The organism is Pseudomonas putida, from assembly GCF_001941965.1.
GTDB lineage: Bacteria > Pseudomonadota > Gammaproteobacteria > Pseudomonadales > Pseudomonadaceae > Aquipseudomonas > Aquipseudomonas putida_L.
Window position 1 is genome coordinate 106,746 of record NZ_MKZO01000012.1, and the last position, 15,569, is coordinate 122,314.

General features: G+C 65.0%; 14 protein-coding genes. 7 read left to right on the forward strand and 7 right to left on the reverse strand.

The window, feature by feature from the left end; translation table 11 throughout:
• Nucleotides 1-18 precede the first annotated feature (18 nt).
• The gene (locus PSEMO_RS07505) at nucleotides 19-1,128 is read left to right on the forward strand and encodes a fimbrial protein (protein ID WP_075802487.1); all 1,110 of its coding nucleotides are present in this window, start codon (nucleotides 19-21) and stop codon (nucleotides 1,126-1,128) included.
• Between the two features lie 295 nt (nucleotides 1,129-1,423).
• Here the strand turns inward: PSEMO_RS07505 and sixA are convergent, their stop codons facing one another.
• The 3 genes from sixA to PSEMO_RS07520 are packed head-to-tail and all read right to left on the reverse strand — an operon-like array spanning nucleotide 1,424 to nucleotide 3,265.
• Nucleotides 1,424-1,879, reverse strand: coding sequence for a phosphohistidine phosphatase SixA (gene sixA, locus PSEMO_RS07510; RefSeq protein ID WP_075802488.1), 456 nt, complete (start codon nucleotides 1,877-1,879; stop codon nucleotides 1,424-1,426).
• On the reverse strand, nucleotides 1,876-2,223 hold the full coding sequence (locus PSEMO_RS07515; RefSeq protein WP_075802489.1) for a DUF4389 domain-containing protein: 348 nt from the start codon (nucleotides 2,221-2,223) through the stop codon (nucleotides 1,876-1,878). The genes sixA and PSEMO_RS07515 overlap by 4 nt, the downstream gene beginning before the upstream one ends.
• Before the next feature lie 16 nt (nucleotides 2,224-2,239).
• The gene (locus PSEMO_RS07520) at nucleotides 2,240-3,265 is read right to left on the reverse strand and encodes an NAD(P)H-dependent glycerol-3-phosphate dehydrogenase (protein WP_075802490.1); all 1,026 of its coding nucleotides are present in this window, start codon (nucleotides 3,263-3,265) and stop codon (nucleotides 2,240-2,242) included.
• Between the two features lie 107 nt (nucleotides 3,266-3,372).
• Between PSEMO_RS07520 and PSEMO_RS07525 the strand changes: the two genes are divergently transcribed.
• The 5 genes from PSEMO_RS07525 (at nucleotide 3,373) to fabB (ending at nucleotide 10,286) form a co-directional block, all read left to right on the forward strand.
• The gene (locus PSEMO_RS07525; RefSeq protein WP_178391974.1) at nucleotides 3,373-5,517 is read left to right on the forward strand and encodes a TonB-dependent receptor plug domain-containing protein; all 2,145 of its coding nucleotides are present in this window, start codon (nucleotides 3,373-3,375) and stop codon (nucleotides 5,515-5,517) included.
• Nucleotides 5,517-6,410: an ABC transporter substrate-binding protein gene (locus tag PSEMO_RS07530; protein ID WP_075802491.1), complete on the forward strand. Its 894-nt coding sequence runs from the start codon at nucleotides 5,517-5,519 to the stop codon at nucleotides 6,408-6,410. Before PSEMO_RS07525 ends, PSEMO_RS07530 begins: the two co-directional genes overlap by 1 nt.
• Nucleotides 6,407-8,326 (forward strand): response regulator, encoded by a 1,920-nt coding sequence (locus PSEMO_RS07535; protein WP_075802492.1) that lies wholly within the window; start codon nucleotides 6,407-6,409, stop codon nucleotides 8,324-8,326. Before PSEMO_RS07530 ends, PSEMO_RS07535 begins: the two co-directional genes overlap by 4 nt.
• Nucleotides 8,327-8,538: 212 nt before the next feature.
• Nucleotides 8,539-9,054 carry a 3-hydroxyacyl-[acyl-carrier-protein] dehydratase FabA gene (fabA, locus tag PSEMO_RS07540; RefSeq protein ID WP_075802493.1) on the forward strand — a complete coding sequence of 172 codons (516 nt, stop codon included), beginning with the start codon at nucleotides 8,539-8,541 and terminating at the stop codon, nucleotides 9,052-9,054.
• 11 nt (nucleotides 9,055-9,065) lie between these two features.
• Nucleotides 9,066-10,286: a beta-ketoacyl-ACP synthase I gene (gene fabB / locus PSEMO_RS07545; RefSeq protein WP_075802494.1), complete on the forward strand. Its 1,221-nt coding sequence runs from the start codon at nucleotides 9,066-9,068 to the stop codon at nucleotides 10,284-10,286.
• Nucleotides 10,287-10,444: 158 nt separating this feature from the next.
• Here fabB and PSEMO_RS07550 read toward each other — a convergent pair whose 3' ends face one another.
• The 3 genes from PSEMO_RS07550 to PSEMO_RS07560 form a co-directional block, all read right to left on the reverse strand.
• Nucleotides 10,445-12,070 (reverse strand): methyl-accepting chemotaxis protein, encoded by a 1,626-nt coding sequence (locus PSEMO_RS07550; RefSeq protein WP_075802495.1) that lies wholly within the window; start codon nucleotides 12,068-12,070, stop codon nucleotides 10,445-10,447.
• A 144-nt stretch (nucleotides 12,071-12,214) separates the two neighbouring features.
• The gene (locus PSEMO_RS07555) at nucleotides 12,215-12,679 is read right to left on the reverse strand and encodes a DUF3859 domain-containing protein (RefSeq protein WP_075802496.1); all 465 of its coding nucleotides are present in this window, start codon (nucleotides 12,677-12,679) and stop codon (nucleotides 12,215-12,217) included.
• A gap of 69 nt (nucleotides 12,680-12,748) precedes the next feature.
• Nucleotides 12,749-13,753, reverse strand: a complete 1,005-nt coding sequence (locus tag PSEMO_RS07560; RefSeq protein ID WP_075802497.1) for an amidohydrolase family protein — start codon at nucleotides 13,751-13,753, stop codon at nucleotides 12,749-12,751.
• A gap of 97 nt (nucleotides 13,754-13,850) precedes the next feature.
• On the opposite strand from PSEMO_RS07560, the gene PSEMO_RS07565 reads away from it, so the two are divergent.
• Complete coding sequence (locus PSEMO_RS07565) at nucleotides 13,851-14,711, forward strand: pirin family protein (RefSeq protein ID WP_075802498.1); 861 nt, start codon at nucleotides 13,851-13,853, stop codon at nucleotides 14,709-14,711.
• A gap of 86 nt (nucleotides 14,712-14,797) precedes the next feature.
• On the opposite strand, the gene PSEMO_RS07570 is transcribed toward PSEMO_RS07565, so the two are convergent.
• On the reverse strand, nucleotides 14,798-15,523 hold the full coding sequence (locus PSEMO_RS07570; RefSeq protein WP_075802499.1) for a dienelactone hydrolase family protein: 726 nt from the start codon (nucleotides 15,521-15,523) through the stop codon (nucleotides 14,798-14,800).
• Nucleotides 15,524-15,569: the final 46 nt, after the last annotated feature.

Here is a 15,569-nt window from a genome sequence, read left to right on the forward strand (position 1 = left end):
GAACCCATCGAGTCGACCATGATCCCACGCCTCCGTCCCCTGCTGGCCTGTGCCGGCCTTTTCCTGAGCAGCCAGCACGCCTTCGCCGAAGACCCCTACCCCGGTGACCAGTATTGCGAATGGCGGGTCAACACGCCCGTCGGCCCCATGACCCATACCAACCATCTGGGCACCTACTATGTGCCCAGGGACGCACCGGTAGGCACCTTCATCAGCCCGCCTGGGGTGAAGTGGCCTGTTACCAACAACCTGCTTGCCATACCCCAGTGCTTCCGCGATGTCGGCCCGCACAGCCTGTACATTTCCGTCACGGCCAGCGTCCCGATCTATCCCGGGCCGTTGCCGCCGGTGCTTGGCGACGACGTCACCGGCAGGGTCCTGCAGACCAACATTCCCGGGGTCGGTGTGGTGATCGAGCTCGGTCTTCCGTTCAACTGGCCCTACGCGACCAATACCTGGAAAACCGTGGGTCCGCCTATCGTTCCCTTCGAAGGCTACGTCGATCACAACACCGTCGGCTACCTGCTCATGAGCAGGTTGAATCCCTTCATCACGCTGATCAAGACCGGTGACATCCCACCCGGCATCAATGAGCTCGACGGACGCGAACTGTGGAGCTCCACCGCGACCAGGATTGGCAAGGTGGCAGGCCATCACCTGTACGGCACGGTGATCCAGTCCCAGTGCGGGCTGCCACCCAACCCGGTGAGCGCGGACCCGGTGGAACTGGGCGAATGGGACAACACGGACTTTACCGGCCCCGGTTTCACCACCCCGTCCGTGCCGTTCACCATCACCCTGACCGACTGCGAGGACGACCCGGAGGGCGCTGTCGCCACCGCACATATCCGCCTGGAGGGCGCCAAGGGCTCCACACCGATCGATGCGCAACGCGGCATCTTCGGCCTGACCGACGACTCGACCGCCGAGGGCGTGGGGATCCAGATGCTGATGGCAGATGGCGTCACCCCGGTGCAATTGAACGAGGACGTGCCGCTGCAGGTGATTTCGCCGAGCGGCGATACCGTATTGCCGTTCTCGGCGCGCTTCTACCAGACAGAAGCAAGCCAGGCGGTGAAGCCGGGATCGGCCAAGGGGGCGCTGAACTTCACCATTACCTACCAATAGGTGGCGTGGGCCTGCACCGGCCTCATCGCTGGCAAGCCAGCTTCATGGAACAAAACATAACTCTTTGATTTGCAGGGACCTTGTGGGAGCGGGTTCACCCGCGATTGCAGTAGTGAATTCACCATAGCAATCGCGGGTAAACCCGCTCCCACAGGGTACGCGTCGTGCTTTGGAACTGTTCTCTGCGCGACAGCGCAGCCTGAAAGGCTGGGCGGACTTCCACAGGGAAGCGTGCGCCGCTGAACCTGTGGGAGCTGGCTTGCCAGCGATGAGGCCATAAGCCACGCCAGACGCCTCAGGGATGACGCAGGCTCTCCAGGGTCATCAGCCCCTTGAGCAGCGCTTCACCCTGCAGTTGCGCCAGGCTGGCAGTGCCCATCGGATCGCCCGATTGACGGTTGCCGTGCACCAGCAGGCCGAGCAAGGTACTCACCAGCGGCTGGTGACTGACCAGCAACACCTGTTCCAGCCCCAGGGCATCGAGCCGGGCGATGGCCTGGTCGGGATCGCTGTCCGGGGTCAGCCAGGGCACGGTGACTACCGCCTTTTCAAAGCCCAATGCCTGGTGCACCAGCGCCGCCGTCTGCTGCGCCCGCACATAAGGGCTGGCAACAATCGCATCGAGCGGCTGGCCGATCAGCTGCGCAGCACTGCGCAACACCTGCTTGCGCCCATGTTCGGTGAGGTTGCGCTGGTCATCACTGCGGGCCTGCGGCTCGGCCTCGCCGTGGCGCAGGATCCACACCTTCACAGCTTCGGCTCTTCGTCACGCACCGGGTGCGGCGCCGGCGGCACGCTGTGGGCGGCTTCGCCCTCGGCCGGGCGCGGGGTCGGCCAGTCGGCGAACGGCCAGGGCTTCTGCTCGGTATGGAAGCTGCCGAAACGGCCGATCTGGGCAAGGAACTGGCTGAGGCTGTCGCCAAAGTTCATCAGGCCGGCGTTCGGCGCGCCATACACCAGGCGATAGATCAGCTGGACCAGTACCAGCAGGCCGAGCAGGGTCTGGGCGACCTGCCAGACCAGCAGAAACAGCAGCATCCAGAGAACGCGCAGAACGATGGATTCATGCTGCATCTGCTTGGGGGATTCACTCATGTCGTGCTCCTGTGACTCAGTTGAAACCGCTGGTGGAAATGAAATCGACGTCGGTCTTCGGCTCGCCGCGCATCAGCAGCTCGATGACCTGGGCCAGGGTCCGGCCCTCGAACAGGATCGCGTGCAATCCGGCCACCAGCGGCATGTACACCTGCGCCTGCTGGGCCTTGGCCTTGAGCACCTTGAGGGTGTTGACCCCTTCGGCCACCTCGCCGAGGCGATTGACCGCCTCGTCCAGGCTCAGGCCCTGGCCCAGCGCGTAGCCGACCTGGTAGTTGCGGCTCTTGGGCGAAGAACAGGTAACGATCAGGTCGCCGACCCCGGCCAGGCCCAGGAAGGTCATGGGGTTGGCGCCCTGACTCACGGCGAAGCGGGTCATCTCGGCCAGGGCCCGGGTGATCAGCATGCTCTTGGTGTTCTCGCCCATCTCCAGGGCCACGGCCATGCCGGCGATGATCGCGTAGACGTTCTTCAGCGCCCCGCCCAGCTCGACACCGAAGCGGTCGGCACTGGCGTAGACGCGGAAGGTGCGCCCGTGCAGCACGGCCTGGACCCGCTGGCAGAGTTCCTCGTCCTCGCTGGCGACCACGGTGGCGGTCAGCGCATGCTCGGCGATTTCCCGCGCCAGGTTCGGCCCGGAGAGCACGCCGATGCGCGCCTTGGGTGCGATGTCCTCGAGGATCTGGCTCATCAGCTTGAAGGTCTGCGCCTCGATGCCCTTGGTCAGGCTGACCAGCATCTTGCCTTCGAGCAAGGCAGCATGGGGCGCCAGCACGCTGCGCAGGGCGCTGGACGGCAGGGCGACGAAGATCAGCGCGCTGCCTTCGAGCACCGGCAGCAGGTCGCTGACCGGGTCGACATCAGGGTGGACCTTGATGCCCTTGAGATAACGCGGGTTTTCCCGGGTCGTGCGCATGGCCTCGGCCTGGGCCGGGTCGCGCATCCATTGGCGTACCGCGACACCGTTTTCCGCCAGCAGGTTGGCCACGGCGGTGCCGAAACTGCCGCCCCCCAGAACCGCAACAGGTTGCTGTTCAGTCATATCCAATCCGTCAGAGCCATTAAGTAAGTGGCGAAGCCGGCATTATACGGAGCGCCCGTGTCACCACCAGCGCCAGATCACTGGAAAATGCCGGCTACTCGGTTAACATGCCCGTTTCGTTGACCGATCAAGGCCGTCCTGTGTTCCCTGGCCCACGCCCTTCGCACCCTTTATTGCTCCTGGCCGCCCTGGTCGGCGGGCCGGCCGTCGCCGACGATCTGTTCGTCGACAGCCAGGCCCTGCCCCAGGTGTTGACCGCCACCCGCCTGAAACAATCCCCGGCTGCCGTGCCCGGCAGCATGACCGTGCTCGACGCCGAGCTGATCAAGGCCAGCGGCGCCCGGGATATCCCCGAGCTGCTGCGCCTGGTGCCGGGGATGATGATCGGCTACGGCGCCGGCAACCAGCCGACCGTCAACTACCACGGCAGCAACGTCAACGACGCCCGGCGCATGCAGGTGCTGATCGATGGCCGCTCGGTGTACCGCGCGGGCCTGGCCACCGTGGACTGGAGCGATATTCCCCTGGCCATGGAGGATATCGAGCGCATCGAGGTGTTCCGCGGGCCGAATACCGTCAGCTATGGCGCCAATGCGCTGATGGCGGTGGTCAATATCCTCACCCGCAGCCCGGCGGACAGCCACGGCACGCGGCTCAAGGTGACCCGCGGCCAGCGCGGCATCGACGATTTCTACGCCAGCCAGGGCCTGGGCTGGGACGGCGGCGACCTGCGCCTGTCCTTGTCGGGGATGCAGGACGACGGCTTCGACCATAACGCCGCGGGCGGCGACTACCGCGACAGCCGGCGCCTGACCCGCTTCAACATCAGCGCCAGCCACACCCTCGACCTGAACCAGAGCCTCGACTGGCAACTGTCGGCCAAGGAAGGCAGCGATCAGCGGCCCTACACCTACAAGCCGGTGTTCTACGGGGTCAACGATGGCGGCGACAACTCCGATGTCAACGCCAAGGACTACGCCGGTTCGGTGCGCTGGAACATCGACTTCGACCCGAGCCACAGCCTGTACGTGCAGGGCTCGGCACAGCATTGGGACCGCCAGCAGGTCTGGCGCGCCTGCGATGCGGCGATCTCCTTCAGCCCCGAGCTGACCCGCCTGTGGCAGTTGAACCCCAACTATGCCGAGCAACTGGCCCGCAATATCACGGCGCCGATTCCGACCGGCAACGCCGTCGAGCAAGGCCTTGCCGCGCAGGTCAAGCAACAGTGGAGCAGCGGCGGGGCCAATGTGGTCTGCGGCAACGTCGACCAGAGCACCCGGGAAACCCGCTACGACCTGGAAATCCAGGACACCCTGAGCCTGGCCGACAACCTGCGCCTGGTCAGCGGGGTCAACTACCGCTACGACCGCGCCGATTCCGAGACCTACTTCAACGGCAGCCTCGACGACCAGACCTGGCGCCTGTTCGGCCAGTTGGAGTGGCGGGTCGACGAGCACTGGATCGTCCAGGGCGGGGCGATGTATGAAAACTCGCAACTGGCCGGCGATTCGCTGACCCCGCGGGTCGCGGTGAACTACCTGATCACCCCGCGCCACGGCCTGCGCGCGGTGTACTCCGAAGCGGTGCGCTCGCCGGACATGTTCGAGAACAACGTCAACTGGAGTTACCGGGTCAGCGGCCTGAACCCGCCGGCCTTCGGGCAGAACACCGCCGAATACTTCGTCAAGACCCGCGGCCCGGGCAACCTCGACCAGGAGCTGATGCGCTCCCGTGAGCTGGGCTACAACGGCTACTTCGCCGACCTCGACCTGAGCGTCGATATCAAGCTGTTCCACGACCGCATCACCGGGATGATCAGCGAGCCGCTGCGCAACAACCAGTACATCGCCAGCAACAGCAACGAGGCGCGCTTCACCGGCACCGAGACCCAGCTCGACTGGCGGGTCAGCGGCGCCGACCGCCTGCGCCTGACCTACGCATACGTCGACGCCGAGGCCAGCAACCCCGCCGACCAGCGCCTCAGCGCACGCAACAGCGGTTCCGCCGGGTGGATGCGCGACTGGGGCCGGGGCTGGTCCAGCGCCCTCTTCTATTACGGAGACGACGCCCTGAACCAGTACCGCTTCGAACGGGTCGACCTGCGGGTAGCCAAGCGCATCGCCCTGCCCCGGGCCAGCCTGGAACTCGCCGGTACCTTGCAGCAGCGCCTGGACGACCAGCCCACCGCCAATATCGACAACCGCTACGACAGCCGCCACCTGCTGTACTTCAGCGCGGAGCTGGAATTCTGATGCGCTTCTGGCGGCGCTGCCTGCTGCTGGCCCTGCTCTGGCCACTGGTGTCGCTGGCCGGCGGCGAGATCCTGCTGACCGGCGCCCAGGACAGCAGCGGCGTCAGGGATTTCGTCGATGCCCTGAAAGCCCGCCGGCCAGCCGACACGGTACGCTTCGTGCCCTTGGCCGAGTTGCCGGAGCCGGCGCGGCTGCGCAGCGACACCCGGTTGATCCTGCTCGACCCCGAAGCCCTCGACTGGCGCCTGCGCGAACCGGCCGGCCCGCCCGCGCTGGTGCTGCGCATCAGCCGGGTGCAAGCCCAACAGCGCCTCGGCGACCTGCGCCCGGCCTACCTCAGCCTGCTCTGGAGCGATCCACCGCTGGCCCGGCAACTGCACCTGATCCGCTACCTGCTGCCGCAAGCACACCGGGTCGGCGTGCTCTACAGCGAACAAAGCCGCTTCCTCCTCGATGAACTGCGCCATGCCGCGCGCCCGCTGGGCATGCAGATCGACGCCCAGCCCTGGCCCGACCTGCGCGACAACCGGCCGCTGCAGAACCTGCTCAAGGACACCGACGTCCTGCTCGGCCTCGACGACCCGTCGCTGTACAACCCCAAGACCGCGAAGAACGTCCTGCTCAGCGCCTATTCGCGGCAGATGGCCCTGGTCGGCCCGAATGCCGGCTTTGTCCGCGCCGGCGCCCTGGCCAGCACCTTCAGCGACCAGAATGCCTGGCTGGCAGAGCTCGACCGGCTGCTCGACCAGCCCCCGGAAAAGTGGCCGCGCAGTCACTATCCGCACTATTTCAGCGTGGCCGGCAACCAGCAGGTGGCCCGCGCCCTGGGCATCGAGGCGATCGACCCCGATGCCGCCGAGCAGGCCCTGTCCGCAGGAGAATCCTCCCGATGAAAAGCTGGGATATCAGTACCCGCACGCAGATCATCAGCCTCGGCCCGGCGCTGGTGCTGACCCTGCTGCTGATCGGCTTCTTCACCTTCGTACGCATCCAGGACCTGCGCCAGGAGCTGAACCACACCGGCCAGCTGATCGCCAACCAGCTCGCCCCGGCCTCGGAATACGGGGTGATCTCCGGCAACGACGAGGTGCTCGAAGGGCTGATGCGCGCGACCTTGACCATTCCCCATGTGCGCTTCCTCGAAGTGCAGGACAACGCCAACCACATCCTGGTCTACGTCGAGCAACCGGACGAACACGTCAACCGCGCCCAGGAGGTCGAGGTGTTCCAGGCACCGATCCGCCTGCAACGGATCAGCCTCGACGGCGATTTCCTGCACAACGGCGAGCAGCCGGCCAGCATCATCGCCGACGACTACCTGGGCCGGGTGATCGTCGGCATGTCCGATGACGCCTTCAGCCAGCGCCAGCAGGAGATCGTGATCAAGGCGGCGATCCTCGCCCTGTTCGCCCTGGTCTTCACCTTCCTCCTGGCCCGGCGCCTGGCACGCAGCCTGGCGACACCGATCGCCGACATGGGGCATGCGGTGAAGGCGATCCAGAAAGGCGATTTCCACACCCCGCTGCCGGTGGTCGACGACAGCGAGCTGGGCCATCTGGCGCGGCATATCAACAACCTCGCCAGCGGCCTGGCCAAGGCCTCCGACGAACAGCAGCAGGCCATGGACCAGATGACCCAGGCCCGCGAGGAGGCCGAGCAGGCGAACAAGGCCAAGTCGGAGTTCCTGGCGATGATGAGCCACGAGTTGCGTACACCGATGAACGGCGTGCTGGGCATGCTGCAACTGCTGCAGACCACCGAGCTTAGCGACGAACAGCACGAGTACACGGTGGTCGCCAGCGAGTCCACCGGGCACCTGCTCAAGGTGATCAACGACATCCTCGATTTCTCGCGGATCGAACGCACCGCCGCCCTGCAACTGGAGCAGATCGACTTCAACCTGGCCGACCTGATCGGCAGTTGCGTGTCGTCCTTCGTGCATACCGCCCAGCAGCACCACCTGGCCCTGGAGCTGGAAATGCCCGAGGGCCTGGAGCAGTTGCAGGTCTGCGGCGACCCGACGCGGATCCGCCAGGTGCTGGTCAACCTGATCGGCAACGCCCTGAAGTTCACCGAACAGGGCAGCGTGCGCGTGCTGCCGCGCTGGCAGGTACTGGATCGCCAGCTCATCTGGTTCACCTGCGCGGTGCACGACACCGGCATCGGTATCGACAACGCGCGCCTGGAAACCATGTTCGTGGCCTTCCAGCAGGCCGACAGCTCGATCTCCCGGCGCTATGGCGGCACCGGCCTGGGCCTGTCCATCGCGCGCAACCTGGCCGAACGCATGGGCGGCAGCCTGCGCGCGGAAAGCCATGTCGGCAAAGGTTCGGTATTCACCCTGGAAATGCCCCTGACCCTGCGCCAGCGCGCATTCCAGCCGGCATTGCCGGACAGCGCCGTCGCCGCCAGCGAAGCCAAGGGGCAATCGGTGTTGCTGGTGGAAGACAACCCGGTCAACCAGGCCGTGGTCCAGGCCATGCTGCGCAGCCTGGGCTTCGAGGTGGCAATCGCCGCCGATGGTGCCCAGGCCATCAGCCTGGTGGCCCGGCAGCGCTTCGCCGCCGTATTGATGGACTGCCGCCTGCCGATCGTCGACGGCTACGAGGCCACCCGGCGCATTCGCCAGTTGCCCCAGGCCCGCGACCTGCCGATCATCGCCCTGACCGCCAACGCCCTGCAGGGCGACCGCGAGCGCTGCCTCGAAGCGGGGATGAACGATTACATGGCCAAGCCGTTCAAACGTAATGATCTGGAGCAGATTCTGCGACGCTGGCTGCCCGCCGAGACAAGCGCGACTGGCGAATAATGCAAAATTGCGGCAGTCTTACACGCCGAACCGATCTATAAGAAAGGTCTGTCGGAAAAATTTCAGTGCACAAGTGTACATCTTCGTCCTCTGTGCTGTGACTTTCACTACAACGCAATAGTCTATGAGTAGGCTGCCGCCCAAGGCCAAGGGCTTTGGGATGGAATCGGGAAGAACGATCCCTGCCGCACGAGGATTATTGAGGAGCTCGCATGACCAAACAAAACGCCTTTACCCGGGAAGACCTGCTGCGCTGCAGTCGCGGTGAGCTGTTCGGCCCAGGTAACGCGCAACTGCCCGCACCGAACATGCTGATGGTGGATCGCATCACCCACATCAGCGAGGAAGGCGGCAAGTACGGTAAAGGTGAGTTGGTCGCCGAGCTGGATATCACCCCGGACCTGTGGTTCTTCGCCTGCCACTTCGAAGGCGATCCGGTGATGCCGGGCTGCCTGGGCCTCGACGCCATGTGGCAGCTGGTCGGCTTCTTCCTCGGCTGGCAGGGCCTGCCGGGCCGCGGCCGCGCCCTGGGTTCGGGCGAAGTGAAATTCTTCGGTCAGGTGCTGCCACAGGCGAAGAAAGTCACCTACAACATTCATATCAAGCGCGTCCTGAAGGGCAAGCTGAACATGGCCATCGCCGATGGTTCGGTCAGCGTCGACGGTCGCGAGATCTACACCGCCGAAGGTCTTCGCGTCGGTGTCTTCACCTCCACTGAAAATTTCTAAGGGTTATTCGCATGCGCCGCGTCGTAATCACCGGTCTGGGCATCGTTTCCTGCCTGGGCAATGACAAAGAGACCGTCTCCGAAAACCTGCGTAAAAGCCGTCCGGGCATCCGTTTCAACCCGGAATACAAGGAAATGGGGCTGCGCAGCCAGGTTTCCGGCTCCATCGACCTGAACCTCGAAGAGCTGATCGACCGCAAGGTCTACCGCTTCGTCGGCCACGCCGCGGCCTACGCCTACCTGGCGATGCAGGACGCGATCAAGGATTCCGGCCTGACCGAAGAGCAGATCTCCAACCCGCGTACCGGCCTGGTGGCTGGCTCCGGCGGCGCTTCGACCCTGAACCAGATGGAAGCGCTGGACACCCTGCGCGAGAAAGGCGTCAAGCGCGTCGGCCCGTACCGCGTGACCCGCACCATGGGCAGCACCGTTTCCGCGTGCCTGGCCACCCCGTTCAAGATCAAGGGCATCAACTACTCGATCTCCTCGGCCTGCGCCACTTCCGCGCACTGCATCGGCACCGCCATGGAGCAGATCCAGTGGGGCAAGCAGGACATCGTCTTCGCCGGTGGTGGTGAAGAAGAGCACTGGAGCCAGTCGTTCCTGTTCGATGCCATGGGCGCCCTGTCGACCAAGCGCAACGAAGACCCAAGCAAAGCCTCCCGCGCCTACGACGCCGACCGTGATGGCTTCGTCATCGCCGGTGGTGGCGGCATGGTGGTGGTCGAGGAGCTGGAACACGCCCTGGCCCGTGGCGCCAAGATCTACGCGGAAATCGTCGGCTACGGCGCCACTTCCGACGGCTACGACATGGTTGCCCCGAGCGGCGAAGGCGCGATCCGCTGCATGGAGCAGGCGCTGTCCACCGTCGACACCCCGATCGACTACCTGAACACCCACGGCACCTCGACCCCGGTCGGCGACGTTGCGGAAATGAAGGGTGTGCGTCACGTGTTCGGCGACAAGGCTCCAGCGATCAGCTCGACCAAGAGCCTGTCCGGTCACTCCCTGGGCGCCGCTGGCGTGCACGAAGCGATCTACTGCCTGCTGATGATGGAAGGCAAGTTCATCGCCGGTTCCGCCAACATCGACGAGCTGGACCCGGAAGTGGCCGACCTGCCGGTACTTCGCGAAACCCGCGAAAACGCCAAGATCGACACCGTGATGAGCAACAGCTTCGGCTTCGGCGGCACCAACGCCACCCTGGTGCTGAAGCGCTGGGAAGGCAAGTAAGGGCCAGCCCGCTTGCAACGAAAACGCCCCGACCGAGTTCGGGGCGTTTTTGTTTGTGGGCCTTGAGGGCCTCATCGCTGGCAAGCCAGCTCCCACAGGTTCTGTGTGCACCGCGGAACCCGTGGGAGCTGGCTTGCCAGCGATGAGGCCCTGAAGTCTTACACCGAGAAGCGCCGCACCAGCCCGTTCAAGTCGACCGCCAACTGCGACAGGGCCTGACTCGCCTCCACCGTCTGCGTCGCCCCCGCCGAGCTCTGCAGCGCCAGGTCGCGGATGTTGGTGAGGTTGCGATCCACCTCCCGCGCCACCTGGGCCTGCTGCTCCGACGCACTGGCGATCACCAGGTTGCGCTCGTTGATCCGGCTGATCGCCGCAGCGATCTCTTCCAGCGCCGCCCCCGCCGCATGCGCCCCATCCAGGGTATTGCGGGCCCGCTCGCGGGTCTGCTGCATGCCATCCACCGCGCGGTCGGTGCCCTGCTGGATGCCGTCGATCATCTGTTCGATTTCCCGGGTCGATTGCTGGGTGCGATGGGCCAGCGCCCGCACTTCGTCGGCCACCACGGCAAAGCCGCGCCCGGCATCCCCGGCCCGGGCCGCCTCGATCGCCGCGTTGAGCGCCAGCAGGTTGGTCTGCTCGGCAATCGAGCCAATCACATCGAGCACCTTGGAAATTCCGTGGACCTGCTCCGCCAGTTGCCCCACCTCGTCGACGTTGAGGCTGACCCCCGCCGCCAGCTCCTCGATGGACACCACCGTCTGCTGCACCTGGGCCGCACCCTGGCGGGCGATACGGTCGGACTCCCGGGACGCCTCCGAGGTCGCCACGGCGTTGCTGGCCACCTCCTCCACCGCCGCCGTCATCTGGTTGACCGCCGTGGCCGCCTGCTCGATCTCCTGGGTCTGCTGCTGCAGGCCACGGGTGGCGTCTTCGGTGACCGCGCTCAGCTCTTCCGAGGCGGACGCCAGTTGGTTCGACGAATCGGAGATCCGCGCGATGGTGTCGCGAAGGCTTTGTTGCATCTGCTTCAGCGCCGCCAGCAGGCGCGCCGGTTCGTCGCTGCCGTGGATGCTGATCTGCGGGGTCAGGTCGCCCGTCGCCACCACCTCCGCCACCTGCAGCGACTGCGCCAGCGGCTGGACGATGCTGCGGGTCAGCACCAGGGCCAGGATCACCGTCAGCACCAGCGCCCCCAGCAGCAGGCCGATGACCCAGACACGCGCACCTTCATACACCGTCTGCGCCTTGTCGGTGGCCATATGGGCATGCTGGTTGTTGAGTTCGATCAGTTGATTGAGGGTGGCAGTGAGGGTATCGGCCAACTGGTTCATCTCGCCATTGACCAGGCCCGTCGCCGCCTCGACCTGGCCGCCGGTGGCCAGGCTCATCACCTGGGCCTGAAGGGTCAGGTACTGCTTCTGCAGCTCGGTGTAGCGATCGAACAGAACCCGCTCCTCAGGCAGCACGATCAGCGCGTCGTAATCCTGCTGCGCCTTGGCCAGGCCTTGCTTGAGGGTTTCGATGCGGGACACGCTCTGCTGCTGGGTGGCCTCATCGCGGGCGATCAGCAGCCGCAGCGTCAGGGCGCGGATGCGCAGCATGTCCTGGCTCATGGTGCCGACATTGATCACGCTGGGCAGCCAGTTGCTTTCCACCTGTTCGGACTGCTCGCGCATGCTCGACATCTGCGCCAGCGCGAACAGCCCCAGGGTCACCACCAGCAGCGCCAGCAGGCCGAAGCCCAGTCCGGCCCGAGGGGCAATGTTCAGGCTTCTCAGACTCATGGAACGGTTCCTTCCGAAAGTGCTGCATCCGTCATGCAGCGGACACTTCTTTAGAAGGTATCGGACCGTTGAGTTTTTGCGTAAGACGATTTGGTGATATCAAATCGCCTTATGATTGCCGGGACAACATCTATTCGGAAAGGTTCAACGAACGGTGAAACGTTTCTCCGCCAGCAAACGATCGCCCTGGAACACCATGAAATGCCACTCGCCCGGCACCGCCTCATGATGCTCGGTGAACTCGTAGGCCATTACGTCCTGCGGGGCGGCCGGGACCAGTTTCTGGATCACTTCGAACTTGTCGTGACGCTTGCCGTCCGGGGTGACGATGCCCGGGGTGAGGTACAGCAAGGTCAGCGGGGTGTCATCGGCGGTCTTGCCTTCGAGGCGATAGCGGATGCCGAATTTGCTGCCCAGTTTGGCCGGAACCACGTCGGTGGCCTGGATATTCTGGCTGTTCATGGTGATGACCCGCTCACCCGGTTGCGGGTTCTTGATATTGGTTTCGAACACGCCATATTCCACCGGGCCCTGCACCCGCACCTCGGCCTGGGCCAGGCCGGCGATGCACATCAGCCCGAGCAGGGCGCTAAAACGGCTAGTCAACATGTTGCGCTTCCTTTGTTGTGGATCGCGGCAGACTATGACTCGCGCATGACAGGCTGATGACAATCCCGCTCAAGGGGCTTTCGGCAGCACGGCAAGGAAGTTGTCTTTCGCCACCTTGCGCGCGATGTCCTCCGGCAAGGCGTCGAGGAACGGCGCGAAACCGTGCAGTTGCTCGCCCAGGCTGCCAAAGCGCCCGACCACATCGGAGCCCAGCATGAAGCGCTCCGGGAAGCGCTTGACCAGCGCCAGCCACTCGCCCCTCGGCTTGCCCTGGTCATCCAGCAGATAAGGCTCCAGCACGCTCCAGGACAGGTCGACATACAGGTTGGGATAGTCCTCCAGCAGCCGGGTCAGGGTGGGCAGGAGAAAATCCATTTTTTCCTGGTGCCGGTGAATCTCCAGGCTGCTGCCGGCGTGCGCCCAGATGAAGCGGGTATGCGGATGATTGCGCAGCGGCTCCTCGATCTCCGCCAGGTACAGCGGATTGCGCTCGCGCTTGGAGGTGATGTTGGAGTGCAGCAGCACCGGCAGGTCGCGCTCGGCTGCCAGGTGGTAGATGCGGGTCATGGCCTCGTTGTTGGCCCGGGGCGTATCGCCGCTGGTCAGGGCAGTCAGGTCGTCGTGACGGGTGAAGACTTCGCCGATGCCCTGCCACAACCCCGGATGCAGCTCGAGCATGCGCTCGATATGGGTGACGGCATTCTTGTCCACCGGATTGATGCCGGTGAGGAATGGATGAAAGCGCTTGCGCTGCTCCGGCGCAAGTTTCTCCACGGCCGCCGCGACGTAGCTGTCGGTGGCGCTGTACCAGTAGGCATCGGCGTCGTCGCCGGCGTAATAGCGCGGGCGCTTGGGTTCGTCCTCGTGCCATTTCTTGGCGACCGGGATGCCGCTGATCATCGCCTGGTCGATCCCGGCCTTGTCCATGGCCTCGAGCAGCGCGGGCATGCCCTCGGTTTCCTGGAAGAAATCCACGTAGTGCAGGTGGGCGTCGCTGTAGCGGTAGTCCCGGGCCTGGGCCGCGGTGATCAACAAGCTGGCCAGCGCGAGGCCGCCCAAGGTTCGCAAGAGCATTGCCGCCCTCCTTCGTCATGCATGGGACAAGGTAGACCGCGCGCCGGCTACGGCGGTTCGCTATGCTAGGCCGACTTCAACCTGGCTGGAGCCTGACATGACCTCGCCCCTGGTAATCCGCCCCCGTGCCGAATCGGTGGAGGGACAGCCGATCCTGCGCCCGCTGCCTTCGGCCAAGTGCCGCAGCGTCGGGCCCTTCGTGTTCTTCGACCACATGCTGCACACGGACTACGCGCCGGGGCATGGCATGGATATCCGCCAGCATCCGCATATCGGGCTCTCTACCCTCACCTACCTGTTCGAGGGTGAATTACTGCACAAGGACAGCCTGGGGTCGTCGCAGCGCGTGCGGCCTGGCGAGGTGAGCTGGATGACCGCCGGTGCCGCCATCGCCCATGTCGAGCGCACGCCGGAGGATCTGCTGGCCGCCGGATCACAGCTGCATGGCTTGCAGATCTGGCTGGCGTCACCCAGGGAAGCCGAGCAAGGTGCCGGGCACTACAGCCATCACCCGGCGGCGAGCCTGCCGGTGAGCGAGGCGCTGGGGGTGAAGATCCGCATGATCGCAGGAAACGGGTTCTGCCTGGAGTCGCCGGTGCCGGTGCTCTCGCCCACGTTGTATGCCGAGGTGTTCATGGAAGCGGCCACGACCATGTGCGTGCCCGATGAGCATCGGGAACGGGCGGTGTATGTGCTGGCCGGGGAGGTGCGGCTGGATGACGAGTTGCTGGAGCCGCAGACGCTGGTGGTACTGGGCGAGGGTGAGGAAGCCAGCCTGTATGCCGAGGGCGAGAGCCATCTGGTGATCATCGGCGGGGCGCCGCTGGATGGACCGCGCAGGATGAACTGGAATTTCGTGGCGAGTGATCCGGGGTTGATCGATCGGGCCCGGGAACGATGGGCGGCCGGGGATTGGCCGGTGGTTGCGGGTGAGTCAGGGAGGATTGAGTTGCCCTGAAGTCAGTCATCGCTGGCAAGCCAGCTCCCACAGTTTCAGCGGTGCACGCGATCCCTGTGGGAGCTGGCTTGCCAGCGATAGGGCCCTCAAGCCTTGAACACTTCTTCCAGCAGATTGTGCATCGCCGTGAACGCCCGCTTGGCCGTCCGCGCGTCATACATCATCTTGCCCGGCACATTCGCCCCCGGATCGGTGAACGAGTGCACCGCACCGCCATAGCTCAGCAACTGCCAGTCCACGCCCGCCGCATCCATCTCGGCTTCGAACGCCGGCAACTGCTCCTTCGGCACCAGCGGATCCGCCGCGCCATGCAGCACCAGTACCGAGCCCTTGATGTTCTGCGCATCCGCCGGGTTCGGCGTGTCCAGGGTGCCATGGAAGGACACCGCCGCCTGCAACGGCGCACCGTCACGGGCCAGTTCCAGGGCACAGCAACCACCGAAGCAGAAACCGAACGCCGCCAGCTTGCCCGGCGTCAGCACCGCCTTCGACTGCCCCAGCAACTGCGCCACTGCCGCCTGCATACGCTTGCGCAGCTCGGCGCGGTCGTTCTTCAGCGGCATCATCGCCGCCCCCGCCTGCTCGGCGTTCTGCGGCCGCACCGATTGCCCGTAGAGGTCGGCGATCAGCACCACATAGCCCTTCTCGGCCACCGCCCGGGCAATGCGCTCCGCCCCTTCGCTGATGCCCATCCAGTTCGGCGCCATCACCAGCGCCGGCTGCTGCAGGGCGCCATGGGTGTAGACCAGGCGGCTTTCATAGGCTTCACCACCGACGTGGTAAACCAGCGATTCGATCGTCACGTTGCTCATCGATTTCTCCTTGCAAGAATGAAAAAAGCCCGCCGAAGCGGGCTTT